Origin of the sequence: Pantoea sp. A4, assembly GCF_000295955.2 — a bacterium.
Lineage (GTDB): Bacteria > Pseudomonadota > Gammaproteobacteria > Enterobacterales > Enterobacteriaceae > Pantoea > Pantoea multigeneris.
In genome coordinates this window covers 30,348-55,968 of sequence record NZ_ALXE01000029.1, presented here as the reverse complement: position 1 = coordinate 55,968, position 25,621 = coordinate 30,348, and the positions used below count along the sequence as shown (strand labels likewise).

The following is a 25,621-nucleotide window of genomic DNA, read 5'->3' as shown; positions in this document are numbered from 1 at the left end:
GATGAAGACAACTTTGCGTTATCTGGCCGCGATGACATTGCTGGCACTGGGACAATCGGCCGCACATGCGGACGATGCTGCGCTGATTAAACAAGGTGAATACCTGGCCCGTGCCGGAGACTGCACGGCCTGCCATACCCTCAAAGGCGGTGAAGAATTTGCCGGTGGCCTGGCGATCCACAGTCCAATGGGGATTATCTACTCCACCAATATAACGCCAGACCCTGAGGCGGGGATTGGGCAATACAGCGAACAGGAGTTTGCTGATGCAGTACGTAAGGGGGTTCGTCGTGATGGCAAGCACCTCTACCCGGCAATGCCATACCCAGACTATCGCGGCATTACCGACAGCGATATCCATGCGCTGTATGTTTACTTTATGAAAGGCGTGAAGCCGGTTGCGGCGAAAGCTACGGCGACTGATTTGATGTTCCCGTTCAACCAACGTTGGGGCATGGTGTTTTGGAACTTTGCCTTTGCAGAAGATAAAGACTATCACCCGGTCACGCCAGCCGATCTGGACCGGGGCAAATACCTGGTGGAAACACTGGGACACTGCGGTAGTTGCCATACCCCAAGGGGGATTGGTATGCAGGAGAAGGCGCTGAATGACAGCAGCGATACCTACCTGTCGGGGGGAGAACTCAACGGCTGGCCAGTCCCTGCTCTGCGCGGTATGCCAGGCTGGTCGGTGAAAGATATCACTGACTATCTCGCGACCGGACGTAACGATTTTGCCGCCGTAGGCGGTGAGATGACCGGTGTGGTTGAACACAGCATGCAGCACATGTCTGATCCAGACCTGCAAGCGATTGCCGGTTACCTGAAGTCACTGCCTGCCGGGCCACAGGTGAACTACCACCGTCAGGATGCGGACAAAGCGACACAGCAAACGGTGGATACCCTGACGCAGGGCCAGAACCTCAGCGCCGGTCAGTTGTTATATATGAACAACTGTGAAGCCTGTCACTGGACCGACGGTAAAGGTGCCAAAGGGATCTTCCCACGTCTGAACGGCGGTGATGTGGTGCTGGAAGAGAACCCCAATGCGCTGATCAACATCATCCTGCAAGGTACGGAAACCCCGTCAACGCCGAAAGCGCCGTCGGTGCTGACCATGCCGGGCTTCTCTCATCGTTTGAGCAATAAGCAGGTGGCAGACCTTGCGACCTTCGTGCGCAGCGGCTGGGGCAACAATGCGCCACCGGTGACGGAGAAAGACGTGCGGAAGGTGCGTGAAGCGCAGGAAGCTGAGCAGAAGTAAAATGTGGGGCGGCTGTATTGCCCCACAGGAGAGTAATACAAGCCGCTGCCCATTTGAGCAGCGGCTTTTTGTTATGACTTATTCGGTAATGCGTAAGCGATAACCGAGTCACCTTCCGGCGTCATCATACCGTGGTGCCCCCCCGCCATGATGATAACGAACTGCTGACCGTTCACTTCATAGGTCATTGGGGTCGCCTGACCGCCCGCTGGCAATTCATCTTTCCACAGCGTTTTACCGCTTTTCACGTCGATAGCGCGCAGATAGTCATCGGTGGTGGCACCGACGAAAGCAACGCCACTGCGTGTGGTCAGCACGCCGCCGTTGTTTGGCAGCCCAATCTGCAGTGGCAGCATTGAGTGCAGACCCCATGGACCATTACGCTCAGCGGTGCCTAACGGACGATCCCACAGGGTTTTACCGCTGGTCAGATCGATAGCTTTGATCATCCCAAACGGCGGCTGCTTACAAATTACACCAAGGTTAGACACCCAACCGGTATTCACATCCTGACCGTAAGGCAGGCCTGCCTGCGGACGGTTGCGGCCCGGTGGTGGGTTTTTATAGCGCGCGTCTCCCATCCAGAAGACACCCAACGCATCATCAACGGCGCGCGGCACCAGCTTCGAATAACTCGGCAGATCGTTGTAGTTTTCAATGATCACGCCGTTGTGCACATCCACCGAGATACTGCCCCAGTCGGAACCGCCGTTGTTGCCAGGGTACTCAATCCAGGGTTTGTCCGCACTCGGTGGAGTGAAAATGCCCTGATAGTTAGCGGAACGATACTGAATACGACACGCGAGCTGATCAAACGGCGAGATCCCCCACATCATCTGCTCAGTCAGGTCAGGCTTTTGCGTGTGGCTGTACAGCGAGCGTTTTTGCGTTGCCGCACGCTCAGCAGGCTCGACACCGCCCTGAGGCGCTGGCTGCTCTTCCACTTTATGTAATGGCTGACCGGTACGACGATCCAGTACCCACAGGTCACCCTGCTTGGTGGTTTGAATCAAGGCTGGCACCAGCCCTTTATCGGTCGGGAAATCCACCAGACTTGGCTGTGCCGGGGTGTCATAATCCCAGACGTCGTTGCGGATAAACTGATAGACCCAACGTGGTTTACCGGTGGTGACGTCCAGCGCAGTCACGGAAGAGCTGTATTTAAGCTCCTCTGCGGTACGGGTCGAGCTGTAGTAATCCCCGGCGGAGTTGGCCATTGGCAGATACACCAGGCCTAACTTCTCATCCGCGACGGCGGTCGACCACATGTTTGGCGTACCCGGCGTGTAGGTTTTCCCCTCGGGTGGCGTGGTGGTGATGTCTGGCTGTTCCATGTCCCAGGCAAAACGCAGCTTACCGGTAACGGCATCATAACCGCGCACCACACCCGAAGGCGCTGAACGCAATTGCCCATCCATCACCTGCTGGCCCGTGACCACAACACCACGTACCACGGTTGGTGCGGCGGTGACAGAGACCATGCCTGCTGGCCACTTGCCCAGCCCCTGCATCAGATCCACAAAGCCGTGATCGCCGAAATCTTCACAAATGGCACCGGTATTCGCATCCACCGCCGCCAGTTTTGCATCCAACGTACCGACGATAATGCGCTGTGCACACTGCTGACCCGCAGTCGCTGCCGGGTCGGCATAATACGCCACACCGCGACAGGCTGAGTTAGGTGGTGAAGACGTTGCAGGCGTTTTTGGATCGAACATCCACTTCTGCTTACCGGTGGCCGCATCAATGGCAAAGATCTTATGGCGAATGGTACAGCCATAGATCGCATCGCCCACTTTAATGGGCGTCAGTTCATTACCGAAGTTGGCGCTATGCGCTTCACCGGTATGATACTCCCATACGCGTTTCAACTGGCTGACATTGGCCGGTGTGATTTGCTGCAGCGCTGAATAACGCTGGGCTCCGTAGCCACCACCATAAGTCGGCCAGTCCTGTGCCGCGGGGGTGGTCTGCTCATCATAATAGTGACCCGCCGGGGTGCTGTTTGCCTCAACCTGCCACGGCTTTTGCGCCAGCGGGACGGCAACCACCAACCCCACCACCGTCAGCACCAGAACAGCGATACCATAGCGACGATAGCCCTTTGCACCATCGCGATGATATTTTGGCATCAGCAAGACGGCAAAAATGAGGTACACCAGCGGTAAATCCAGGCGCGGCACCAGCGCCCAACCATCCAGACCGGATTCCCATAAAGACCACACCAGGGTGGCAATAAAACTCAGCGTATAGAGATATAAACCAGACGCACGGCGCAGAAACACCAATATACCGGCAATCGCCCAGACCGCCCCCGCTAATACATACCAGGCACTGCCATGCAGTGTCAGGAGTTTATAGCCGGGCACCACTAAAATAATCCCTGTCAGAAATAACAATAGGCCAAATAGCCGTAACCCGAGGCTTCTCAGGCGTGACGGCTGCGCGGCAGCAGATGCAGATTCGTTCATGTTAGCGCTCTTTGAATGGAGTGTTCGATTAAACGACATGGCAACGTTGCAACATTGCGAAACGTTTAATAACCTGATATTTATGTGGGAATCAATGCGTTAACATTTCACTCACACTTTTACAATCTAGGTATCCATTCCGATGGCGTCAATCCGAATAATTTATATAAACTATTTAAATAATTAGATAGCGCTCTTTTATCACGTTATTTGGCTGAAATTCAGATCACCATAAGAAAATATGGTCATTTTTTGATAAAAAAAAGCCGCCTCCGGTCAGGAGACGGCTTTAAATAGTGAGAAACCACTATTCAGCTTTCACCACACGCAGCCCGCCATAGGTCTGACACACCGGCATCATTTCCAGCGTATTAATATTGACGTGCGCGGGCAGTTGCGTCACCCACCATACCGCTTCAGTAATATCTTCCGGTGTCAGCGGCTGAGTATTGGCATAGGTCTGCGCCACTTTGTTCTCATCGCCTTTGAAACGTACGCTGGAAAACTCAGTTCCGCTGACCAGACCCGGCTCCAGGTTTGTCACCCGCACGGCAGTGCCTGCCAGGTCGGTGCGTAAGTTGAGGCTGAACTGACGTACAAAAGCTTTACTGGCCCCGTACACGTTGCCGCCCGCATAAGGCCAGCTCCCCGCCGTAGACCCCAGATTCACTACGTGCCCACGATTACGCTCCACCATGCCCGGCAGAATCACCCGCGTCATATGCACCAGCCCGGTCACGTTGACGTCGATCATGGTGTTCCAGTCGTCTATGTTGGCCTTCTGTGCCGGTTCCAGACCCAGAGCCAGACCCGCGTTGTTGATCAACACATCGATCTCACGCCACTCCGCAGGCAGTTTTTCCATTAACTGCGCCACGGCTGCACTGTCGGTTACATCCAGCACGCAGGGATAGAGGTTCTCTCCTGCCAACGCTCGCAGCTCATCCAGCTTCTGCTGACGACGACCAGTCGCGATAACCCGGTGGCCTTCAGCAATAAAACGCAATGCCAGGTGCCAGCCAAACCCGGCGGTTGCACCACTGATCAATACCAACATCTTTTATCCCTGCTTCAAAGCGCGGTGAACGGTACACCACCGCGCGATTTATTTTCTTTTGGGGTTTCAACTAATGAAACCACGATATATTCATCAGCCACTGACAGGCTCTCTTTCACTGCGAGGTACAGTTTCTGCATTAACTGCTCTTTTTGCTCACGCGTACGGCCGCTGGCCATGTGTACGACAACTTCTGGCATCGGTTATTTCCCTTTTGCTGGCAGAATAAACTGGCCGACTAAACCGGCCGATCCAAGATTGTGACCTTTCAACGCCGCCATCACCGCTTCACGCGTCTCACCGTGTGCCAGTGCATCGGGTGCCAGGTCGGTGGCGATCAGGGTAAAGTTATAGTTGTGGATATCTGACACGGCTGGCGGGCAAGGACCGAAGTAACCCTGGATCTGCTTACCGTTGGTTCCCGCGATATAACCCCGGTTTTGGCTGAGATCTTCACGGTTGAAAGCGTGGCGCTGCGCGTCGATGCCATAACCAATAAAGTGCGTCATTCCCAGACCATTTACGCCTTGCGGATCTTCAATCAACAGCACATAGCTTTTGGTGCCTGCGGGTTCACCCTGCCAGCTCAGCTGCGGGGAGAGATTACGGCCAGGGCACTGACCACCGGCTCCCATTGAAACAGGAAGTGGACCGGCGTTATGAAAATCGGTGGAATGCAGTGTGAAGGGGGCAGCCAGTGCCGCCGTGCTGCACAGTGTTACGCCTGCCAGAGCAATCATCGCCTGATGCATCACTTTCATGTTCTCAACTCCTGTTGGTTATACATCAACACAATGAATGTCTGGCTCGCCCACCAGTAACGGCTGGGTGTCCGCCAGCAACTGCTGGAAATGCGGTTGTTCGAAGTGGAATAAAATCGCGGCATCGCTGTGCCAGGTTTCATGGATCAGAAACACACCGGCCTCCTCCACACTCTGGTACAGGTCATAATGCATATTCCCTTCTTCCGCCCGGCTGGGCGCTACGCAGCGCTGAATCGCCGCACGCAGTGCTTCAGCTTTCCCTTCCTGCGCGACAAACTTTGCCACTACACGTTTCTGTTTTTGCGTCATTCGCTTGAAATCCCTGATCAAGTGGTAAGGAACTGGGTGCCAAAGGCCTGCATCATTTTGCGACTGGCAGCAGAGAGTTTGGTGGCACTCTGGCGGCACTGTGCGCTGGCAGAGAGCGCGCTGCGACACACATCCCAGCTCTGTTTTTCTGGATACCAGGCCTGGGTCTGAAACCGCGGGTCGGCGCTCAGCAACTGTTGGCCCGTCCCGGCGGGGAGGAACAGCAGGTCCCCCTGACGGAGCTGAACCTGTTTTCCCTTCTCGCCACCGGTTTGCATCACGCCCGTTCCTGCGGTGACCACGTGCAGCACATGCGCCTGACTGTGGAAATAGGGTTTGGCAAAGGGTTGTCCCTGCCACTGCATGCGCCAGCCGCTGCGTTGCAGTTTGGCTTTTAACGGGTCATCTGGCAGCGCGCGGCGAAAGTGGACGACGGGCAAACCCGGATGGTTAGGCACCCAATCTGCTGGCTGGGCATACCATTGTTCTGCCAGCTCAAACGGGGATGGCCCTGCGGCATTGGCTCCCCAACTACGCCAGGCGGGTAAAGTCAGCGTAGTCAGGGTTGAGATCTGTAAAAAATGACGTCGGGTTAGCATTACTCTGCCTCCTTGACCCATGAGTGCCCAGCACCTGCAAACAGGTATTGCGTAGCACGCTACATACTTAGATAATCAATGCCTAGATAAACTAAGTATGAAACATCATGAAGTCAAGATGCTATAGTACGAAGGTTTGTAACTTAGTGGATGAGTGAGCCAGAAACATGAGAAGCAGTGCCGACGACAATCTTAAGAGCCACATTGAAATGGTCATTCTGGCTGCGCTGGAACGCGGCCCGCGTCATGGCTATGCGCTGATTGAGTTGATCCATCAGATCACTAACGGTGTCCTGGCCTTTCAGGAAGGTACGGTTTATCCGTTACTTCACCGTATGGAACAGCGGGGTCTGATTGCCGCTGAATGGGAAATCGCACCGTCAAAGCGCAAACGCCGCGTCTACCAGTTGACGCGTGAAGGCACCACTGAGCTCCTGAAACAGCGCCAGGCATGGGACAATTATAGCGGTGCCATCGGAGCACTGTTGCAGAGGCCTTGAGATGTCCGATTTCCACGATTATCCCCCCGCTGCCCGCGATTACCTGTTACAACTGCGCCAGGCGCTGAGCTTCGCGCCGCGCTATGCCGCAGAAGTGTGTTCGGAAGTCGGCGATCACTTCATGGAAGCGATCGAATGCAGCGATCAACATCCTGACAGCGCTGCGTTAAACGCGACGCAACGCTTTGGTTCACCGCTGTTACTGGCAGCAGAGTTTTCTACCGTGCTAATCACCCGCAAATTACGTCACACCCTGCTGCTGAATATGGCGGTGATGGTCGTGATGATCGTCGCGGTGTTCAGCTGCTTTGCCGGTCGCCAGGGTGGAGCCGGGGCCATCGCTGCCTGTTTAAGCGGCGCGGTCGCCTGGTCAGGACTGTTGCTTATCCAACGTAACCAACTCAGCGGCGCACAGCTTTATCACTGGTTATGTACTCCGATGATCGCCTGCCAGACCACCTGTTTTGTGATGATTTTAGGCCTGGTATGGAACCTCACCCATTTTTCGGGTGGATCGCCACTGTGGGCGCTGTTTGATGTCACCGTCGTAGCCATGATGGCATTGCGGATGCTGCACCTGCGGCATCACAGCCGCAGGATGTGTCTGCTGTGGCGTCAGATGATGCCTTAACGGGTTTCCAGTGGCACTTTCTGCGTAGGGGGTGGGAACGCCACGTCCATAGCTTGCAAATCACCACTTTCCAGCGTTAACGCCAGTGCCTGCGCATTTTCGCGGATGTGCGCTGCCTCCCCGGACTCAGGGATGGTCAAAATGTTGTTATGGCGAATCACCCACGCCAGCAAAACAGAAGAGGGACCGGTGTGATATTTGGCCGCCAGTTGAGTAATCAGCGGATGGCGGAGCAGTGACGCGCCTTCCCCACCCAGAGGTGAGTAGCCCATCAGCGCCACCTTGTGCTGCGCTGCCCATGGCATCAAATCGAACTCGATCCCGCGGCTGGCCGGGTTGTAAAAAACCTGATTCACCGCACAGCGCTCACCGTTTTCCACGGCAAACAGATCCTGCATATCGCTGACGTCAAAGTTGGAAACGCCCCAGGCGCGAATTTTTCCCTGCTGTTTCAGTTTTTCAAATCCTTCCACGGCTTCAGACAAGATACTGCCGAAGCGCCAGTGCAGCAGGTAGAGATCCAGCGTGTCGGTCTGCAAGCGCTTCAGGCTCGCATTACATGCCCGCTCCATCATCAAACGATTGGCATTCCAGGGATACACTTTCGACACCAGGTACACCTTGTCGCGCAGTCCGGTAATGGCCTTACCAATCAGCGTTTCGGATTTTCCACGGCCATACATTTCCGCCGTGTCGATCAGCTTCATCCCAACGTCTAAGCCGGTACGTAACGCCGTGATCTCTTCCTGTTCGGTGTGCCGTCCCTGGCCTAAATGCCAGCTTCCCATACCAATGGCAGGCAGCGCCTGGCCCGTGATGTTGACTGTGTTCATGCAATTTCTCGTGTTTTCGGGTGAATAGTGTTGGCTTCAAGCCGCTGCTGACGCCGTCCCAGCCACTGGCTGTTTGCCAGCCAGACCAGCGAAACCGGGAGCGCGAGCCACATCAGCGTTGCGGCGGGTAACCCCAGTGAACCGGAGAGTGTCCAACTCCAGGCACCCACCTGATCGCCTGCGCGGTACACGGCAGTATCAATAACGTTCTTCGCTTTGTACTTGTCTTCGCGGCCAAGCACGGTAAACAGCACTTCACGTGCCGGACGAGCAAAAGCAAAGTTGCCCGCGCGACGCAGTACGGAAAAGGCAATCACCGAGGCCATCACCGGCCACAGAGAGAGTGAAAGAAATCCCAACAGGGAGAACAGCGGCAATAATCCCAGCACTAGCGGTGTGCCATAGCGTTGCAGCAGACGGCTGGTGAGAAAAATCTGCGAAAACAGCGTAAGCAGATTAACCACCAGATCGGTGGCGGCAAAGAAGGTGGTGCGTTGGCTATCCAACTGAAACCACTGCTGAACTAACTCCGCCTGACGAAAATAGAGCAGCGTCGAAGTGATGGAATAGAGCAGCATGTAGAGGCAGATATTCAACAGGTAGGTGGATCGAAAAATCGCCAGGATACCTGACCAGATGCTGCCCCCCAACGGTCGTTGCACCTCTTGCGCTTCTTGCTGTGCCAGATGGGTGATCCGGCACAGGCGACCGGCACAAAACACCGCCACTTCCAGCAACACTGCGGCGATCAGCAACAATCCGCTGGTGCTGAGATGATGAGCCAACAGTGTCGCCAGTGCAGAACCCCCAATCGCCCCCAGCGTCGCCCCTGCGGCAATCAGCCCGAACAGGCGAGTGGCCCTTTCACGCGAGAACAGATCGGAGACCAGTGACCAGAATACGGACACCACATACAGGTTAAACACCGAGACCCAGACAAAAAAGATCCGCCCTACCCATACGCGCTGTGACGCGGGTAGCCAGTACATTAGCGCGGCGAAAATCAGCAGATGGAGCAGGAAAAAACGATACACCAACGGAATAAAGCGCTGGCGTGGCAGATTACGGGATAAAGCAGCAAAAGGCAGATTCAGACATAACATGGCAACCAGCGTCGCGCTAAACAGCCACTGTAAATTGCGAACTCCACCATCGATCCCTAATGTATCGCGCACCGGGCGCAGCACGTAGTAACAGCAGAGTAGGCAAAAAATATACAGCACGCTCCAGAGCAGCGCCCGCACCTCTTCAGGACGGACACCAGCAAACCGGGTTTTTTGCGCTGGATTTTTAGCGGCGTTGGGGGCGACGGCGGATGGGAACATCTTCACTCCTGTGTAATCAAAAGGCAGACTCACTGTCTCACTTATACCTATACAATCTAGGTATGTGAGCCAGTGCTGTCAATTGATTAGCGCAGTTTTGAAGATGCGGAGAACTTATCTCTATGAATTTAAAGTAGTATTTCCTTGTAAGCGAACCTGTCAGTGATTTTTCAGTACCATGACCGCATAGCGACATGCGGTATCGGACGGATTAATAAACACGCAGTCCATAGGATCGCCCAGTTCCAGGCAGTCACCACAGTGCAGTTCATGCGTCACTGTCCCCTCTTTAAACCACAGCGTCCCTTCCAGCACCCAAATGAGCTGACGGCGGGAAAAATACGAGATGGCAGGCATCGCGATCTCTGTTCGCGCAGGAAGATCCACATTCACCACATCCAGCGGGATGTTGCCTGGCGAGACATGACGACGCACATAACCGGTTTGCGGATCTTTCCATACGGGTTGCTGCTGGTGTTTAAGCAAAGTCCCATTTTGCATTTCACTTTGCGCAATCAGCTGCGACATACTCATATCGAACGCACCGGCAAGACGTGAGAGTAATACCGCCGTTGGGCTGCTTTCACCCCGCTCGACTTTGTGGATCATCGCGCGTGAAACGCCGGAGTGCTGCGCCAGATCGGTCAGTGACCAGCTACGCTGCTCACGCTCAATACGCACGCGCTGGCCGATGCGTACGTTAATATCATCTTCTTTACTGGACAACTCATCTAACATAGTGGATAACTACCATAGTAAAACTTTTATCCACTATAGTGAATGGTCAGTGAGGTGTCCACGATGTTAATCAGGCAGGCCCGTGAATCCGACGCAGTCGTTATTACCCCTATTTATAACCATGCGGTGCTGCATACCACTGCGATCTGGAATGATACCCCCGTCGATGTGGCTAACCGTGTTCAATGGATGAAAGATCGCCAGGCCACGGGCTATCCCCTGTGGGTGGCCACTGACGAGCGGGACCAGGTGATGGGTTACGCCACCTATGGCGACTGGCGGCCCTGGGATGGCTACCGTTTTACGGTTGAGCATTCGGTCTATGTACACCCCGATGCGCAGGGCCAGGGGGTAGGCAAACGACTGATGCAGCAGCTGATCGCCTCAGCCAGAGAACAAGGCAAGCACGTGATGGTTGCGGGCATCGAATCGGGCAATACCGGGTCGATCATCTTGCATCAAAAACTGGGTTTCACTGAGAGCGGCACCCTGCGTGAAGTCGGCACCAAGTTTGGCCGCTGGCTGGATCTGACCTTTATGCAGTTGAAACTGGGCGAATAAAGTCACCCGCGTAACTGGATTATCTCCCCCTGCTCGCTACAATGGCGACTTCGATATTGAAACGGCAGGGAATCAGGTGAAAATTAACGTAGAACAGGAAGATGCGGGTTTTATTCAGCGCTTTTTTGCACAACCCACAGCAGAGGTTGATCCGCACTCTGAACAAGGTGAACGTCTGCGCCACGCGCTGAATAATGCTTATCAACAACAGCGGTCTGAAACCGATCGTGAATGGAAAACCAGCCTGACCTTTATTGTGCTGTTTCTGTTTCTATATATTTTACTCGGCGCTTCACTCACGTTGAACCTGTCACCCAAACCCGGCGATCGCAAAACCATTGAGATCGCCCTGGAAGCGGTTCCCGTTCTGCTCTCATTCTCCGGTTTCTTTGTGTCGGTATTGTTCGTCTTTTTTGCCCGTGGCTGCGCTCGCCGCAAAAGCAACTGGGAACGTACGTTAGGGGTGCTGGAAAAATACAGTGGCGGAGAGATGTACAACCAGACGCTGCAACGGGGTGCTACCACCACCGATTATTCACTCTCCGCCATTAATATTGCCCTGGCGCTGTTTATTTGTGTCACCTGGGTGGTGATGTACAACTATTTCACCTTCACCACCAGCGGAGTGATCGGCAGCGTGATTTCACTGTTTATCACCACCATGGTGTACGTGATTCTGGATATTCAGCTGTTAAAATCTTCCCGCGCTCAGGCCGAATAAATCCACTTCCCCGCATGCCTGCGGGGAATTTCTCCTACCCGGCGTTAGGGTAATCGGTATAGCCTTTGCCGTCGCCGCCAAACAGCGTAGACATATCGGCTATGGGTGCCAGCGGCAAATGATGTGACAGCCGCGCAGGTAAATCAGGATTGGAAACAAAAGGCCGACCAAAAGCCACCAAATCCACTAATCCCGCCGCCAGATAGCGCTCCGCTTTCTCCTGAGTGTAATTCCCGGCGACAATTAAACGTCCGTTGAAGGCTTCACGTAACTGGTGACGGAAGGGTTCTGGCACCGTGGGGGCATCATCCCAGTCCGCTTCGGCCAGGTGGATATAGCCAATCCCCTGCCCGCTGCACCACTTCGCCAGTGCCAGAATGGCATCAATCGCCTCTGGATCATTCATCCCTCGCTGCGTAATAAACGGTGCCAGGCGGATACCGGTGCGTTCTGGACCAATGGCCGCGCTGATGGCCGTCAACAGTTCCTGCGCAAAACGAATGCGGTTTTCCAGCGGGCCGCCGTATTGGTCAGTACGGTGATTAGACGTGCGGCGCAGGAACTGATCCACCAGATAGCCATTGCCGCCGTGGACTTCAATCCCGTCAAACCCCGCTTCAACCGCATTGAGCGCAGCCTGGCGATATTGCGCAATTGCGCGCTGGATATCCTGCTGCGTCATCTCGCGTGGCACCGGGCAATCAATCATCTCCCCCTGCCCGGCAGCATTGACAATCCACACCTGACCATCAAACGGAATGGCAGAAGGTGCCAACGGTTTGCCATCCGCATGAAAACTGGGGTGTGACATCCGCCCCACGTGCCACAGTTGGCAAAAAATCGCGCCGTTGGCCGCATGTACCGCCTCCGTCACCTGTTTCCAACCGGCGATTTGCTGCGCCGAGTGGATACCCGGCGTCCAGGAGTAACCCTGTGCTTCGGGCGCAATTTGCGTGGCTTCCGTGACGATCAGCCCAGCGCTGGCCCGTTGCGCATAATACTCGGCCATCAGCGCGGTCGGCACATTGCCTGGCTGCGCGGTGCGGGCGCGCGTCATCGGGGCCATCACGACACGGTTTTTCAGGTGCAGAGCGCCGAGTTCGAGAGGTTGCAGAAGTTTTTGCGTTGCCATAGTGATACTCGCTGTGAACAATGGGTTTGAGAGCCAAAGTAGCGATGGCCATTAAGCGAGTAATAGACATTCGATGCGCAGCCTAAAAAACCGCACATCTGGTTAATTCAGTCGGTGCTTATCAGCCTTTGCGGCGACCTTTTCTATCGTAGAAATAGAGGGCGGGAAAATAAACCAAAGATAACCAGGCAGTCAAAAGATTACTGGTTTTTACCGGTTCATGACGGATAAAGTCGTTCACTGTCAAATTCACCGCATTAGCAACCTGAAGCGCCATAACCAGAATGAAAATAACCGTGATGGTACGATGAGAGGGCTTAAACATCCGTTACCTCGGGTGAGATGAGAAGTAAAACTTTATGACCGGAAAGCAAATAACAGCCAGCGTGGTTATCACTGCCAGGGTCTGTTTCTCCGCTCGATTATCACGTAACCTTGCAATAATACCGGCCAGCGCCCCCGCCAGAATCACCATCACATAGAGGGATAAAAAACGCGGTGAAAGCAGTGAGGCCGTGCTGGGCAGCGAAAAGGAGAACAGCGCCCCCATCCCTGCCACCACTAACGGCGTTTTATAAGCCACCAAACCCTGCATTTTACTGTCCTTAATAAAATATTTGTGGGTGCGTTATCCTATCAATACGCCTGTAAGAAATACAAATCTTATATCTGGAATAAAAAACCCGTTTTATGCCAGAAAGGCGTTAATATTTTACAGCAAAATAGCAGGTAATTTTTACCCCCTGTATTTGTAGGGAAAATAAGCCCGCTTCGCGTCAAAGCGGGCTTTATATTTAGCGTTAGCCATCGGTAGATCGGCTGACACCTTCCCACGCGTCTATCTGCTGATTTAATGCTGTCAGCTTTTGGCGTACCAGACTCAACGCATCACTACCTAATAATAAATGTGCGGGTGGATTTGGGTTTTCCATCAACGCCAACATCACCTGGGCGGCTTTCACCGGATCGCCCAATTGTTTGCCACTTTTTTCCTCGCGCGCCTGACGAATGGGATCAAATAAGGCGTCATAATCAGGGATGCTCCGCGCACTGCGCACCATCGAACGGCCTGCCCAGTCGGTGCGAAACGACCCCGGAGCTACCGCCGTCACCGCGATATTAAACGGGGCCAGCTCCTGGCTTAATGTTTCTGATATCCCTTCCAGGGCAAACTTACTGCCACAGTAATAGCTGATACCAGGCAGCGTGATGAAGCCGCCCATGGAGGTGATATTGATGATGTGCCCTCGACGCCGCTGGCGCATAAAGGGCAACACCGCTTTGATCATCGCCACGGCACCAAAGACGTTCACATCAAACTGGCGGCGCATTTCGTCCAGTGAGGACTCTTCCATCACCCCCTCATGACCGTATCCGGCATTATTGACCAGCACATCAATCGGGCCAATGCGACTTTCAACCTCCGCAATAACCGCATCGATAGCGGAAAAATGGGTGATATCCAGTTCACAGGCAAACGCATTTTTCGCATGCAAAGCCTCAAACGTCGTTTTTGCCGCGGCGTTGCGCACGGTACCAATCACCCTATAGCCACCGGCTAACGCCACCTGCGCCAGCGCGCGGCCAAAACCACTGGAGACTCCAGTGATGAATATCGTTTTAAGATGAGACATTGATAGCACTCCATGAGTAAGCAGGTAGTGCATGATATTCTTGCCCTGGGTATGCTATAAGGCCTTTTCTGATGAATTGATTGCCCAATCTTATGAAGGCGCTGTTTGATGATGCCTGAAGACTCACAACAGCAGATGGTGAATCTGCTTAAAAAGCTAGCCCCGCAGGAGGGTTACACTCTCACGGCCCTCTCTGATGTGCGTATCCTGCGCTCCGATCGCCCGCTGGCCCGCACACCCGTGCTGTATGACCCTGGCATTGTGATCGTTTGTCAGGGTTCGAAGCAGGGGTTTTTTGGCGATCGGGTTTATCTTTATGATGAACAGCACTATCTGGCGGTGTCCGTGCCAGTGCCTTTTAGCATGGAAACCGCAGCCTCGGCGGAGCATCCGTTGCTGGCCATCTATATGCATCTGGATTTCAACCTTGCGACGGCGTTGCTGTTGCAGTTAGATCAGCAAGAGATCCCGTATGAAACCAAAGCGGCCCAAAGCATGATGTCGAGCCTGATGGATGAGGCGTTCCGGCAGGTGATTCTGCGCTTTCTTAACGTCCTGAATCTTCCGCTGGATGCGGCCATCCTTGGGCAATCATTGGTGCGTGAAATTTATTATCGCGTTTTGACTGGCCCACAGGGCAGCGCATTGCGGGCCGCTCTGAATTTACAGGGGCACTTTGGCAAAGTGGGCAGGACGCTGAGCTATATGCACGCAAACTATGTGCAACCGCTGACGCTGAGCCAACTCGCCGCAGTGGCCGGCATGAGCGTCCCCACGTTTCACACCCATTTTAAGAGCATCACCCACCAGTCGCCGATGCAATACCTGAAATCAGTCCGTTTGCATCAGGCGCGTATGTTAATGGTCCGTCACGAGATCACTGCCTCTGCCGCCTGTTATGCAGTCGGCTACCAGAGCGCTTCGCAGTTTAATCGAGAGTTCAAACGCCTGTTTGGCCTCCCCCCAGCGGAAGAGATCAAACGTATGCAGCGCAATTTTGCCGTACCGCCAGCGCAGTTGGCTTCGGCGTTTGTTTCTTCGCATTGAAATTTGATCTCACGTCGAAATGATCAGGTTGAAAAGGCAGTTTACCTCGGTGGTGCCTGTTTCAGATAAACCGCCTAAACTTGGACCTTATGCCTTGTGGTATGTATACTTTTCATCCACATAAGGAATGTAAGTAAGGAAGAGAGATGAACCGGACGTCAGAAGTACCTCAACTCGCTTATTGTTCAGCCGGAAAAGGCCCTTTGGTCATTATGCTCCACGGCCTTTTGATGGAGGGAAAATCCTGGCAAGAGAATGGCTTTATTTCCGCGTTTAGCCCCTTCTTTACCGTTGTTTGTCCGGATCTTATTGGCCACGGAGAGAGTGATAAACCCGCAATTCAGGAATGGTATACCCGAGATAATCAGGCATTAGCCATCGTCAACCTCATGGATGAATTGGGTTATGAAAAGGCACATATCATCGGCTATTCCGCAGGTGCCTGGTTGGCAACTGGGCTGTTAGCGCTTTATCCAGAAAGAGTAGAATCCGTTATTTTAGGCGGATGGGATTGCATTCAGGGGATGCCAGCATCACTGAGCTTCGAGATTTTTATGGCTTATGCCCGAGAAATAGCACCAGAGCTCACTCACTCCATGTCACCTGCCGATGAAAAAAGTGTCGAATACTTTTTCAATGAACTCAAAAAGCAGACAAAAGGTGATGATAAATTATTGATGCAGGGTATCCCCGCCTTAGTTTGGGCAGGCACTCGCGATCCTTATTATGCGCCGATGGCAGAATTAGCAGAAAAACATGCCATTCCATTGATTTCAGGCCAGGGTGATCATTTGAGTGAAGTCAATACACCTGATGGCTCAACGATTGGCAGGATTTTGAGGTTTATTAGAGATCAGAGTGTGGTTTAAAGAAAATATGTCAATATTGCCGGAGGTGTCCTACTGATCCTGTTTTCATTACATACCCTGATTCACTAAACCACCGGCGAGAATTGAACACTAGCTCACTTCGATATCGAGGCTTATTCTCCAGGCTTCGATACGACGCCAGCGCCACCGAACAACATACGAATACCCAGCCCAAGCATCACCACACCGGTGAAGCGTTCCTGCCATTTGAGAAAACCGGGGTGTTGGCTCAACCAGTTACCAAATGAGCCTGATGCCATGGCGACGGAACCTAAAGACAAAATGCCCGCCAGCTTCTGGATACTGCCCAGCACAAGCAGTTGCAGCCAAACCGGACCGGCGGCAGGCTCGACGAACTGGGGAAGAAAGGCAAACATGAACAGTAAGGATTTTGGATTGGTCAGGCTGTTCAGCGCACCTTGTTTAACCGCATCCCAGTCAGAAATTTTGGCGGTTTTTTGCAACCGGGTATCGGTGCCTGAGGTGGCAAGCATTTTGATGCCCAGCCATATCAGATAACCTGCCCCCACCCATCTCAACAGATCCAATGCAAGCGGCCAAGCGTGCACCACCGTCACCAACCCTAGCACCAAAAAAGAGACCTGCACAAACCCGGCAATAAAGACATTGCCCAGCACTGTGAGCAACGCAACACGTCTGCCCTGACCCACACCTCTGGCAATGGTCAACATCATGTCTGGCCCCGGAGAAATCTCCAGTAGCGTCAGCGCGAACAGAAAAGTGATAAAGGTTTCAGCAGAAGGCATGGTCAAAGTGTCCGAACACGATTTTTTGCTACGTTACCTTAGTGCTGGCAAAGCCGAAAGCGGAACCTGTTATCAGCATAGGGTTGCCTTTGCTGAAGTAAACGTCATGATATGGCTTTACGCTAAGAGGGACATCATGAGCGATTCTACCAGTACGTCTATTGGGCTACTCCTTTTCCCGGCGCTAACTCAACTTGATCTCACGGGTCCGTATGAGGTTTTCGCACGAGCGCCAAACACTAACGTTCATCTCATCTGGAAAAATCTCGACCGGGTCATTTCTGATCGAGGTATGGCGATACAGCCAACAACGACATTCGAGGCATGCCCAAAACTGGATGTCATTTGTGTCCCTGGTGGCCCCGGCCAGATAGACCTGATGGAAGACGAAGAGGTGCTTTCGTTTATCCGTATTCAGAGTGAACAAGCAAAGCTGGTGACTTCAGTATGCACAGGATCGCTGGTGCTGGGTGCCGCCGGATTGCTTGAAGGATACAGGGCAACGACGCACTGGGCCTCTCTGGAACAGCTCGCATTATTAGGTGCAGAACCAGTGAATGAGCGCGTAGTGCGTGACCGCAACCGTATAACAGGTGCAGGTGTAACTTCAGGTATCGATTTTGCGCTTAACGTGGTGTCCGAAATGTATGGCAGTGATATAGCGCAGAATATTCAACTACATATGGAATATGACCCCGCACCACCCTTTAACTGCGGCTCTCCACGTACAGCACCTGCAGAGCAGCTAAGAAAAGCGCAAGAACAGGTTGCACCATTTATTGAGAAGCGGCGACTGGCTACTCTAAAAGCCGCTGCCCGGCTTAAGAAATAAGTGCATTGAGAAAGAGTAAAACTGCCTTTTCAATATTCAATGCCTGCTTTTTCACTTAGCAGGCATGACCCTGGTTCACCTCTCCTTCCTGAGCAACGCGCTGCTTCTGGCCGTGAGCTCTACAGCGCTTCTTAAACGATAGATGAACATGATTCATTGAGGAGGTATCTGTTCATTTGGGCTGGAAATAATAGCACTTAAATTTAAAAACACGTTTGAAAAATACCTTAAGTTATGTGCTATGAATGAGCGAGGATATAAACGTGCCCAGTACTGAAAACTTTTATAATAATACTGTTTTGTCGCTACCTCTTGCGAACTGGAGCGGTAGTCCTGATCTTCCGATGTCGGCAGTTAATGCCCTTGAGACAGGAAAAGTCATCTTCTTACCTAACCTCAATTTTTCACTGACCCGTGAAGAGTTACAGTTACTTGACCCTGCAATCGTTGATCCAAAACGTAAAAATATCAGTTATCAACCACTGAAAAAGAGAATTGCAGGGGTAGCCACCAAAGAGCACGAACCGGCTATTGCTGCACTCCTGGAGCGGCATTATCATGCGTGCCTGCAATTGATTGCGGCAATTTTTCCCGAGTATCAGCAGACACTGCACACCCCGACGAACAGCCTGCGATTGCATCCGGTAGCGCAATGGACAAATAACACGTCATGGCGGAAAGATGATCGCCGCTTGCATGTTGATGCGTTCCCTTCACGCCCTAATTATGGCGAACGTATTTTGCGTATCTTCACCAATATTAATCCAGGCACAGAGAATCGTTCGTGGCGAGTGGGAGAAACATTTCCGACGCTGGCACAAAAATTTTTACCACGCCTGAAAAGCTACTCTCCGTTTCTCAGCAAACTGCAAAATAGCGTTGGCATCACCAAAAGCCTCCGAAGCCATTACGACCACTTAATGCTCCAGCTGCACGATGCCATGAAAGCAGACGCTGATTATCAGAAAAACGGTCCCCAGATTGCCATCGAATTCCCACCCGGCAGCAGCTGGGCCTGTTTCTCAGATGGCACCCCGCATGCCGCTATGGGCGGGCAATTTATGCTGGAACAAACGTTTCTGTTGCCCGTAGACGCCATGAAAGACCCTCAGCACGCACCGCTGAAAATCCTTGAGTCATTAATGAATAAGACTTTAATTTAAAAGGCTCGCCTTTCTCCGGCAAGCAGACGTGAGATCCCCCTGGCTGTAAACCACCAGGGGGATAATAGCTTTAACGCTGATTCAGCTGTTCTTCCATCCTCTCTGCCAACGGCAGCAACTGCCCCTGAGCGTGAATGGCAAAGGTTGCCAGCCGCACCGCACCCTCACCCTGCACCTGTGCCAGAGAGGTCGCAAACGTCTGATAATGCGCGCTGGCGATCAGCGCGCTTTGCTGCGCCATCAGGCTGCTGTAAAGCCCCAGACCTACTATTAACGTAATACCCAGTGAAGCCAGCCGCACCCGTCGCTCCTGTTGCGGCAGCAGTGTGGCAATCAGCCGTCCGGCAAGCAGGATCAGGCTCAGCGCATTAAGCAGGATCAACACGCTACCCAAGGCAACCGTCAGTCCACTGCTGTAGATCAGCCCCATCACCTGGCGCTCGGTTTCCCGATCCCACTTCAGCGGCCGCGCCTTCAACGGAGTGGTCACACCGCTGGCCAGTTGCAGGCTGCGTAAAGCCAGCAGTTCGCCGTCCGGCACAGCCTGGTCCTTAACGCCAAAGACAGCGGCCAGTTCGGGTAGGGACTTGTTAGCCAGCAACTTATTAACACCGAACACAGTGCTCTTCTGCGTAGTAGGCATTTCCGCCACACGATCGGAGATAAAATGCAGTACCCAGACCTTGGAAGCCCAGGTCGTGCCCGCAATCAGCGTGAGTGCCAGCAGGATAATCGCCAGCCCGTGTGCCTTAATGCGTTTCAGCAGAGGCTCAAGGACCAGCGTGACCAGCAGAAGCAGCGTGCCGCTGGAGGCCATTAGCCAAAATATCAGCGGCGTGTTGCGGAAAAAGTGGATCTCACGGGCGTCGTACAACGCGGTGAGCGCAAAAGCCAGCCACAGCAGTGTCACCAACATGAGCACCAGGTTAAGCGAAAACGCCGTCCAGGGTCGGCGAACAGCGGGTTGCGTCAGCTGATCGTCGAGCGGAGAGAAAGTCATGAGTAGTCCTTTATGGGAATAAATCCGTGGGAAGAGAATGAAGCCGCCTTAAACGGGCGGCGTACCCAGCGAACCAATCAGATGTTCAGCATCACTGGCGCTGTATTCAGCGTTCTGCATCGCCATTGCGGCACGTTCGGCGTAGTCGCTGGCACGCTGTTGCAGCATCAGCGATTCAGTGGTCACCTCTTCCAGTGCGCTCATCGTCGATCGCGCCTGATGCAGATGATCCTCACCATTACCGATCGCCTGCTGCGCCGCATGCAAGTTCAGGCGGGCACGCTTGAGAATTTCCACCGCCTCCCAGGATATCTCATTGAGACCCGGCTGATGCGCTTTCTGAAACTCCAGCGAACGGCTGTCACTCCAGCGGCGCAGCAACTCTCTGGACTCATCGTGGTACTGATTAACCTGATGAGAGAACAGCATGGTATGTTCCTCCACCAGGTTATAGATCGACTGGATCTGCAGGGATGCGTCCATTACAGGCCCCCTGTGCTGTTGATTTGGCGCAGCGCTTCAAACGCATCACCCAGTTCTTCACGGGCGCGCCACTGGCGGCTCTGATACTCCTCCAACGCGCCCTCAAAAGCGTAGTGCCCCTGCAGTGCATCGGCGACTTCATCCTCCGCCTGCGTGGTGTGCTGGCTGGCGGTCTGATGCTGTTCGCTCATCTGCTCTGCCAGTCTGCTGCCGTGCTGTGCTTGCTGCCAGGCTTCATCTGACCACTGTAACGCTTCGCGCGCGCTGTGGCTGGCCTGACTGGCACGATCGCGCGCCTGGTCAGCATAATGCAGCGCCTGTTCGGTTTTATTCACCCCCTCTTCGCAACTACGGTGGCGATGAAGCGCGTCGTTCAACCTGGCGATGGCATCCTGCAACAGTGCCTTACAGTGATTAAGTCGCTGCTGGGCGCTCTCAACCTCACGCATCGCGTTGTTGACCCGTGAGGCTTCCGAATTGCAGTTGGGCTCCACCCGTTGCCCTTTCGAATCGGTCGTGTACGAACTCGTACAGCGGTTATAGGCACTGCGGGCGTAAGTCAGCGCATCTTCAGCATTGCTGTAGTGCAACTGTGCCGTGGTCACCTGCCCCTCAGCGTGCGCCTGGGCAGTACGGCACTGCGCAACCAGCTGCACCGCGCGGTCAAGCGCCGCTCGCCACTCAGCGCTGGCACGCTGGCAGCGCTGATAGACGCTGGCCGCATGGCGGTGGGTCTGCGCTGCACGTTCTTCAGTGCTGTTAGCCAGCTCACGCACCGCGTGGCTTTTTTCCTGCACGTCGTTCAGATGCTGGGTAGCATCGTCGATCTGACTGGAGACCAGCGCAACGCCCTCTTTAAAATCGGCCACCACGTTGTCTGCGCGGTGGAAGTGGCCCTTGTTCTCCTGCTGCACCACGTTAAAGTTGCGGCTCCAGTCCATCAGCTCCTGCTCGATCTGGTCGATAAGAAACTGGGCTTCACGCGGGGTTTGTGTCATTCCGTTAACCCTCTGATTGAGATTGTGCTGTCAGTTGTTCAAGGATGGCGTCCAGCCGCGGCAGAATAAGATGCAGGCGCTGCGCCTGCTGTTCAGCGCGCCGACTGGCACGTTGAAACTGCTGGTGAAACGCCTCAGCGCTCTCCCCCTGATAGGCCTGGCGCAGTCGATGCCAGGCGGCAACCAGATTTTCATGGCGGAGCTCAACATCTTGCAGGCGGCGGGCGATGTCGTCACGATAGCTGCGCAGCTGTTCGATCTGTAGTGCGCTCATCAAACTTGTCCCCGCAGATAGCTGGCAATCTGCCGCAGCTTGACGGCCAGATGTTCATCCAGCTCAGGAGCGTCAGTTTTCAGATAGGCATCATTTTCAGCCATGCACTCTTCAAGAAGCACGGCGGTAGCCTGATGCTGTTCATCGCACCACAGGTCGCGCAGCAGGGTAAAGCCCTCCTGCAGGCTCTTCTGCTGACCGCTCAGCGCCTGGTGGAATGCCTCCAGCTCACGCTGGAGGTTTCTCATGAGCGGATAGCTTTCATTCAGTGACAAAAGAGACTCCGGTGAATGTGCGATCCAGCATCTGTTGCAGCAGCTCGCGGGTCTGCTCACGGCCGATGTCGTGATCGAAGGCATAACTGCTGAACAGGTTACGCGCGCGGTCGCCCTTCACCAGGTCAACGTACATCGCCGCCAGCGGGTGCTCGGTCATCTCTTCAATCTGCGTGGCAGCCAGTGAGGCGAACAGCGTCATGGAGTCATCGGCGCTGAGCTGCTGTACCACGCGGTGGATAAAGTCACGGCCGTCGCGAGAAGGGTTCATAAAGCTTTGCAGCGCGGGAACCGACTCGGCGGAGACGATCACATGGCGCGACCGGTCACTGCCGCGACGGAGCAGGTCACGCCACGTAGCCCACAGACCACTTTCCGGCGCACCATAAGGGTCATAACCGTCAACCAGCGCGTTAATACGGTCAGGCTCACAGACAACCAACAGCCCCTGACGGGTATGGGCGGCGTCAGCAAACGCGGTCAGCGCCGCTTCCGCGCCCTCCGCGTCAGCGATGGTCACATTCGCACCCAGCCCCTGCAGGTACTCTGCGGCGGTACGCACAATGCCGCCACCCGGCAGATAAGGGTCCAGCGCGTCGATCACCGTCAGGTCAATCTCCTGCGGCGCTACGGTCGAAGGCAGGCCAATGATCATATTCGCCAGCATTGCCGCACGCAGTTCGGTACGGGCACCGACCATCAACAGGTTCTGGCCACGGCCGCGACGCAGGGTGCAGAGCGCGTGGGAGCGCACATCAAAGTTGCGCCCCAGCCACAGACCAATCGGCTTGCCAGAAGGCGTCCACATCCGTTCTTCAAAGCCGCCATCGCGCAGCGGCGTGGCGGCAATGCGCTGCAACTCTTCCACCGATGGCGGAGCAAGTTGGTACTTCATCACAAAGGCGTTATCGGCCAGGGTGCTGGCCATGGTGCCGTCCAGCATTATTGGCCGTGGTGCCTGCGGACCTGCATGGGCGACGATGCCCTCAATCACCGTTTCCAGCGTTTGCTGGCTTTCGTCAGCACCTTGCCCGTCATCGCGTCGTGCCAGGCGTGCGACGGCACCACGATGGTTGTCGCCATCACGACCAGACTGCGCGTTAATCACCAACTCACCAGAGGCCGCGAGATCGCGGATCAGGCGTTTACCTTCAGCGCCAAACGCAGAGATGGTCTGGATATAATCCTGCGCCAGTGAGAGCGAGGCACGCAGGTGGATCTCATTGAAGTTGCTGCTACGCATCCCTTCCACATCAAAGCGTTGTGCACACAGCAGCAGGTGAGTCCCCGCCGCACGCCCCATGCGCAGGATCGGCCCGAGTTCGTCCATTCCCGCCTGCGGATCGCCTTCGAATATCAGCTGATATTCGTCGATGATCATCAACATACGCGGTAACACCTTGCCGGTTTTACTACGATAAGCCGCGAGATTATTCACGTTCTCATCTTTGAACAGCTCGTAACGGCGCTTCATTTCGGCATGGAAGTCAGCCAGAATCTTACGTGCGATCGCAGGGCGAGTGCGTAACGAAACCACTTCCGCATGCGGCAAATCTTTGTAGAGCTTGAACTCGACGCCATGTTTGGCATCAAGCAGGTAGAGCTTTAGCTCTTCTGGCGAGTAGCGGCTGGTCAGCCCAGAGATAATCACGTGCAGCAGGTGCGATTTACCGGAGCCGACCTGACCGGCGATCACGCCATGTGCCACTTCACCGGAGGCATGGTGCTTACCAAACAGGATATTCAGACGCTCACCGACCGGCGTCTCAATGCGCTCGGCTGAACTGGCAGTCATCATCTCTTCTGCGCTGGCCAGCGCGTTGAAGCTGTTGCTGCTCTGCTGGCGGTTGCTGGCACCGGCCTGGTCGAGCAGTTTCTCAATCTGTTCATGGCTGGCGAAGTCTGGGATCAGCAGCCCACTCTTTTCACGACAGTCAATGACCACCGCATTCTCAAACGCTTTCATATCGAAGTCGCGTGGCAGCGGGGATGAGGTGTTGTACTCCAGCACCAGATGGCGACCGGCACGAGGGCCTGAAACGCCGATGCGCGTCAGTAGCTCCAGCGCACGCGGCTCTCGCTCGTAGGCCGACGGGAAGTCAACCACGGCGACGATCTCAAAAGATTCACCGGAACGGCTCTCTTTCGGCAGATCGAGGAAACGCCCCGCGCCACCGACGACGCGCTGGTTAATACGCTGGATATCCTGAGTGATGGTGTTAAGGGTTTCGCCGATGGTATTCCCGGCCTTGCGCGTGCGTGGCAGGCTGGCCTCAAACGGGAAGGTCGCCCCGAGGCCTTTCGGGTCAAATAAGGTAAAGGTGGAGCTACCGGGCAGCAGCGTGGCGGTACGCAACACGATATCACGCTGCAAAGCGCGTGAACGCTCAAGGCTCTCGTTGTCAGTGAGCAGGATCACCGCACCCTCCGCCCGCAGCAGCGGCTGGTAGATCACGCGGAAAGCGTATTTCCCGTCAGGTTTCTGAATCGCCACCTGGCCGTACAGGTAGTACTCCAGCGGCGTGGAGTCGTTGTCTGCCTTGAACAGATCCCAGAATTCACTCGCCCACGGTGCGCACAGCGGCAGCGGTATCTGGTCATACAGCGCTCTGACTCGCGCCTCTTCGGTGGCAAACTGCCGGTCCAGATCCGGTTTCAGCAGCGGGATGGTGCTTTGCAAAAAGCCTACCTGTTTACGGATATTCCCTTCCAGTGCGTCAATCGACTGGCGAGTTTTAGCAAGTTCCGCACGCAGCGCGGCGGAGCCGGATGTTGAGTTCATCGACTTTTCCCAATCAGAAGACAAGATAGAGTACCCACAGCACAACGATGCCACAGATGATCAGCTTGGTTTTTTTCTGGCGTTCGGCTTTTTCAGCCTGTGCCAACTGCTGTGTTAACTGATGGTAGTGGCTTTGCTGCTGGTTTAGCTGCTCGCCGAGCTGGCCAAGGGTAGCCACTGACTTTTGCACTTCAGCAAAGTCGAGTTGCTGCGCTTCTGTCGGGTTAGTCGTGCTGAACTTACTGAAATCATTTGCGAGTTTATCGGCAGCAGCTTTGGTGCGCTGGTACTGCTGCTGTGTCGCTAGCACGTCCTTAAATGAGTTGCTGAACTCGTTAACCAGTTGTGATTGCTGCATTGTCAAAATCCCTGTTCTGCAATGAAACGGCATCCCGTTATTCGTTAAATCAGCAAGTTAAACTTGCCTTTTTCGCCGGTCCGCCGGACGGGGTAATACCACTATAGAACCGTAACGCCCTCTGGAAGCCCACAACGATGCCCGGCCAGAGGATCACTAATTACCTTATAGCGTAAAAAAACCGTTAAATATTGCTAACTGAAGTAACTAACGTCAAGGAATAATTCTTATTTG

30 protein-coding genes are annotated in these 25,621 nt (G+C 54.3%); 9 read left to right on the top strand and 21 right to left on the bottom strand.

Going from position 1 to position 25,621, the window contains the following annotated elements; genetic code table 11:
- Position 1 precedes the first annotated feature (1 nt).
- A complete protein-coding gene (locus B880_RS0114755; protein WP_017348207.1) occupies positions 2-1,264 on the top strand; it encodes a c-type cytochrome in 1,263 nt (420 codons plus the stop codon).
- A gap of 71 nt (positions 1,265-1,335) precedes the next feature.
- Here B880_RS0114755 and B880_RS0114750 read toward each other — a convergent pair whose 3' ends face one another.
- From B880_RS0114750 to B880_RS25660, 6 genes are all read right to left on the bottom strand, one after another.
- On the bottom strand, positions 1,336-3,735 hold the full coding sequence (locus B880_RS0114750) for a membrane-bound PQQ-dependent dehydrogenase, glucose/quinate/shikimate family (protein WP_036646074.1): 2,400 nt from the start codon (positions 3,733-3,735) through the stop codon (positions 1,336-1,338).
- Positions 3,736-4,042: 307 nt separating this feature from the next.
- Positions 4,043-4,792, bottom strand: coding sequence for a bifunctional NADP-dependent 3-hydroxy acid dehydrogenase/3-hydroxypropionate dehydrogenase YdfG (gene ydfG / locus B880_RS0114745; protein ID WP_017348205.1), 750 nt, complete (start codon positions 4,790-4,792; stop codon positions 4,043-4,045).
- Between the two features lie 14 nt (positions 4,793-4,806).
- Positions 4,807-4,992, bottom strand: a complete 186-nt coding sequence (locus B880_RS0114740) for a tautomerase family protein (RefSeq protein ID WP_017348204.1) — start codon at positions 4,990-4,992, stop codon at positions 4,807-4,809.
- Between the two features lie 3 nt (positions 4,993-4,995).
- Positions 4,996-5,553 (bottom strand): YbhB/YbcL family Raf kinase inhibitor-like protein, encoded by a 558-nt coding sequence (locus B880_RS0114735; protein WP_017348203.1) that lies wholly within the window; start codon positions 5,551-5,553, stop codon positions 4,996-4,998.
- 18 nt (positions 5,554-5,571) lie between these two features.
- Positions 5,572-5,865 carry a putative quinol monooxygenase gene (locus B880_RS0114730; protein WP_017348202.1) on the bottom strand — a complete coding sequence of 98 codons (294 nt, stop codon included), beginning with the start codon at positions 5,863-5,865 and terminating at the stop codon, positions 5,572-5,574.
- A gap of 17 nt (positions 5,866-5,882) precedes the next feature.
- Positions 5,883-6,464 carry a cupin domain-containing protein gene (locus B880_RS25660; RefSeq protein ID WP_017348201.1) on the bottom strand — a complete coding sequence of 194 codons (582 nt, stop codon included), beginning with the start codon at positions 6,462-6,464 and terminating at the stop codon, positions 5,883-5,885.
- Positions 6,465-6,631: 167 nt separating this feature from the next.
- Between B880_RS25660 and B880_RS0114720 the strand changes: the two genes are divergently transcribed.
- A complete protein-coding gene (locus tag B880_RS0114720) occupies positions 6,632-6,964 on the top strand; it encodes a PadR family transcriptional regulator (RefSeq protein WP_017348200.1) in 333 nt (110 codons plus the stop codon).
- A 1-nt stretch (position 6,965) separates the two neighbouring features.
- On the top strand, positions 6,966-7,595 hold the full coding sequence (locus tag B880_RS0114715) for a hypothetical protein (RefSeq protein WP_017348199.1): 630 nt from the start codon (positions 6,966-6,968) through the stop codon (positions 7,593-7,595).
- On the opposite strand, the gene B880_RS0114710 is transcribed toward B880_RS0114715, so the two are convergent.
- The 3 genes from B880_RS0114710 to B880_RS0114700 all read right to left on the bottom strand — a co-directional run bounded on the left by B880_RS0114710 (position 7,592) and on the right by B880_RS0114700 (position 10,491).
- Entirely contained in the window at positions 7,592-8,428 is an 837-nt protein-coding gene (locus B880_RS0114710; protein ID WP_017348198.1) for an aldo/keto reductase, read from the bottom strand. The genes B880_RS0114715 and B880_RS0114710 overlap by 4 nt on opposite strands.
- The gene (locus B880_RS0114705) at positions 8,425-9,753 is read right to left on the bottom strand and encodes an NTP/NDP exchange transporter (protein ID WP_017348197.1); all 1,329 of its coding nucleotides are present in this window, start codon (positions 9,751-9,753) and stop codon (positions 8,425-8,427) included. Before B880_RS0114705 ends, B880_RS0114710 begins: the two co-directional genes overlap by 4 nt.
- Positions 9,754-9,912: 159 nt before the next feature.
- A complete protein-coding gene (locus B880_RS0114700) occupies positions 9,913-10,491 on the bottom strand; it encodes an XRE family transcriptional regulator (protein WP_017348196.1) in 579 nt (192 codons plus the stop codon).
- A 63-nt stretch (positions 10,492-10,554) separates the two neighbouring features.
- Between B880_RS0114700 and B880_RS0114695 the strand changes: the two genes are divergently transcribed.
- Positions 10,555-11,052 (top strand): GNAT family N-acetyltransferase, encoded by a 498-nt coding sequence (locus B880_RS0114695; RefSeq protein WP_017348195.1) that lies wholly within the window; start codon positions 10,555-10,557, stop codon positions 11,050-11,052.
- A 76-nt stretch (positions 11,053-11,128) separates the two neighbouring features.
- Entirely contained in the window at positions 11,129-11,773 is a 645-nt protein-coding gene (locus tag B880_RS0114690; protein WP_017348194.1) for a RipA family octameric membrane protein, read from the top strand.
- A 34-nt stretch (positions 11,774-11,807) separates the two neighbouring features.
- On the opposite strand, the gene B880_RS0114685 is transcribed toward B880_RS0114690, so the two are convergent.
- From B880_RS0114685 to B880_RS0114670, 4 genes are all read right to left on the bottom strand, one after another.
- Positions 11,808-12,905 carry an alkene reductase gene (locus B880_RS0114685; protein WP_017348193.1) on the bottom strand — a complete coding sequence of 366 codons (1,098 nt, stop codon included), beginning with the start codon at positions 12,903-12,905 and terminating at the stop codon, positions 11,808-11,810.
- 121 nt (positions 12,906-13,026) lie between these two features.
- The gene (locus B880_RS0114680; RefSeq protein ID WP_017348192.1) at positions 13,027-13,230 is read right to left on the bottom strand and encodes a hypothetical protein; all 204 of its coding nucleotides are present in this window, start codon (positions 13,228-13,230) and stop codon (positions 13,027-13,029) included.
- A 3-nt stretch (positions 13,231-13,233) separates the two neighbouring features.
- Entirely contained in the window at positions 13,234-13,500 is a 267-nt protein-coding gene (locus B880_RS0114675; protein ID WP_017348191.1) for a hypothetical protein, read from the bottom strand.
- A 205-nt stretch (positions 13,501-13,705) separates the two neighbouring features.
- Positions 13,706-14,539: an oxidoreductase gene (locus B880_RS0114670; RefSeq protein ID WP_017348190.1), complete on the bottom strand. Its 834-nt coding sequence runs from the start codon at positions 14,537-14,539 to the stop codon at positions 13,706-13,708.
- A gap of 108 nt (positions 14,540-14,647) precedes the next feature.
- Between B880_RS0114670 and B880_RS0114665 the strand changes: the two genes are divergently transcribed.
- On the top strand, positions 14,648-15,586 hold the full coding sequence (locus B880_RS0114665) for an AraC family transcriptional regulator N-terminal domain-containing protein (protein ID WP_017348189.1): 939 nt from the start codon (positions 14,648-14,650) through the stop codon (positions 15,584-15,586).
- 146 nt (positions 15,587-15,732) lie between these two features.
- Positions 15,733-16,455, top strand: a complete 723-nt coding sequence (locus tag B880_RS0114660; protein WP_017348188.1) for an alpha/beta fold hydrolase — start codon at positions 15,733-15,735, stop codon at positions 16,453-16,455.
- A gap of 113 nt (positions 16,456-16,568) precedes the next feature.
- On the opposite strand, the gene B880_RS0114655 is transcribed toward B880_RS0114660, so the two are convergent.
- Complete coding sequence (locus tag B880_RS0114655) at positions 16,569-17,222, bottom strand: LysE family translocator (protein WP_017348187.1); 654 nt, start codon at positions 17,220-17,222, stop codon at positions 16,569-16,571.
- 136 nt (positions 17,223-17,358) lie between these two features.
- On the opposite strand from B880_RS0114655, the gene B880_RS0114650 reads away from it, so the two are divergent.
- Both B880_RS0114650 and B880_RS0114645 read left to right on the top strand, forming a co-directional pair.
- A complete protein-coding gene (locus B880_RS0114650) occupies positions 17,359-18,054 on the top strand; it encodes a DJ-1/PfpI family protein (protein ID WP_026042669.1) in 696 nt (231 codons plus the stop codon).
- A gap of 245 nt (positions 18,055-18,299) precedes the next feature.
- The gene (locus tag B880_RS0114645) at positions 18,300-19,217 is read left to right on the top strand and encodes a Kdo hydroxylase family protein (RefSeq protein ID WP_051005706.1); all 918 of its coding nucleotides are present in this window, start codon (positions 18,300-18,302) and stop codon (positions 19,215-19,217) included.
- A 70-nt stretch (positions 19,218-19,287) separates the two neighbouring features.
- On the opposite strand, the gene B880_RS0114640 is transcribed toward B880_RS0114645, so the two are convergent.
- Genes B880_RS0114640 through B880_RS0114610 form a run of 7 tightly spaced genes read right to left on the bottom strand, consistent with a single transcriptional unit; the run spans position 19,288 to position 25,387 of the window.
- The gene (locus tag B880_RS0114640; protein ID WP_017348184.1) at positions 19,288-20,217 is read right to left on the bottom strand and encodes a hypothetical protein; all 930 of its coding nucleotides are present in this window, start codon (positions 20,215-20,217) and stop codon (positions 19,288-19,290) included.
- A 48-nt stretch (positions 20,218-20,265) separates the two neighbouring features.
- On the bottom strand, positions 20,266-20,700 hold the full coding sequence (locus B880_RS0114635; protein WP_017348183.1) for a hypothetical protein: 435 nt from the start codon (positions 20,698-20,700) through the stop codon (positions 20,266-20,268).
- Positions 20,700-21,698: a hypothetical protein gene (locus B880_RS0114630; RefSeq protein WP_017348182.1), complete on the bottom strand. Its 999-nt coding sequence runs from the start codon at positions 21,696-21,698 to the stop codon at positions 20,700-20,702. The genes B880_RS0114635 and B880_RS0114630 overlap by 1 nt, the downstream gene beginning before the upstream one ends.
- A 4-nt stretch (positions 21,699-21,702) precedes the next feature.
- Positions 21,703-21,972: a hypothetical protein gene (locus B880_RS0114625; RefSeq protein ID WP_017348181.1), complete on the bottom strand. Its 270-nt coding sequence runs from the start codon at positions 21,970-21,972 to the stop codon at positions 21,703-21,705.
- Positions 21,972-22,247: a hypothetical protein gene (locus B880_RS0114620; protein ID WP_017348180.1), complete on the bottom strand. Its 276-nt coding sequence runs from the start codon at positions 22,245-22,247 to the stop codon at positions 21,972-21,974. The genes B880_RS0114625 and B880_RS0114620 overlap by 1 nt, the downstream gene beginning before the upstream one ends.
- Entirely contained in the window at positions 22,234-25,029 is a 2,796-nt protein-coding gene (locus tag B880_RS0114615) for an FtsK/SpoIIIE domain-containing protein (RefSeq protein WP_017348179.1), read from the bottom strand. Before B880_RS0114615 ends, B880_RS0114620 begins: the two co-directional genes overlap by 14 nt.
- 13 nt (positions 25,030-25,042) lie before the next feature.
- Positions 25,043-25,387 carry a hypothetical protein gene (locus tag B880_RS0114610; protein WP_017348178.1) on the bottom strand — a complete coding sequence of 115 codons (345 nt, stop codon included), beginning with the start codon at positions 25,385-25,387 and terminating at the stop codon, positions 25,043-25,045.
- Positions 25,388-25,621: the final 234 nt, after the last annotated feature.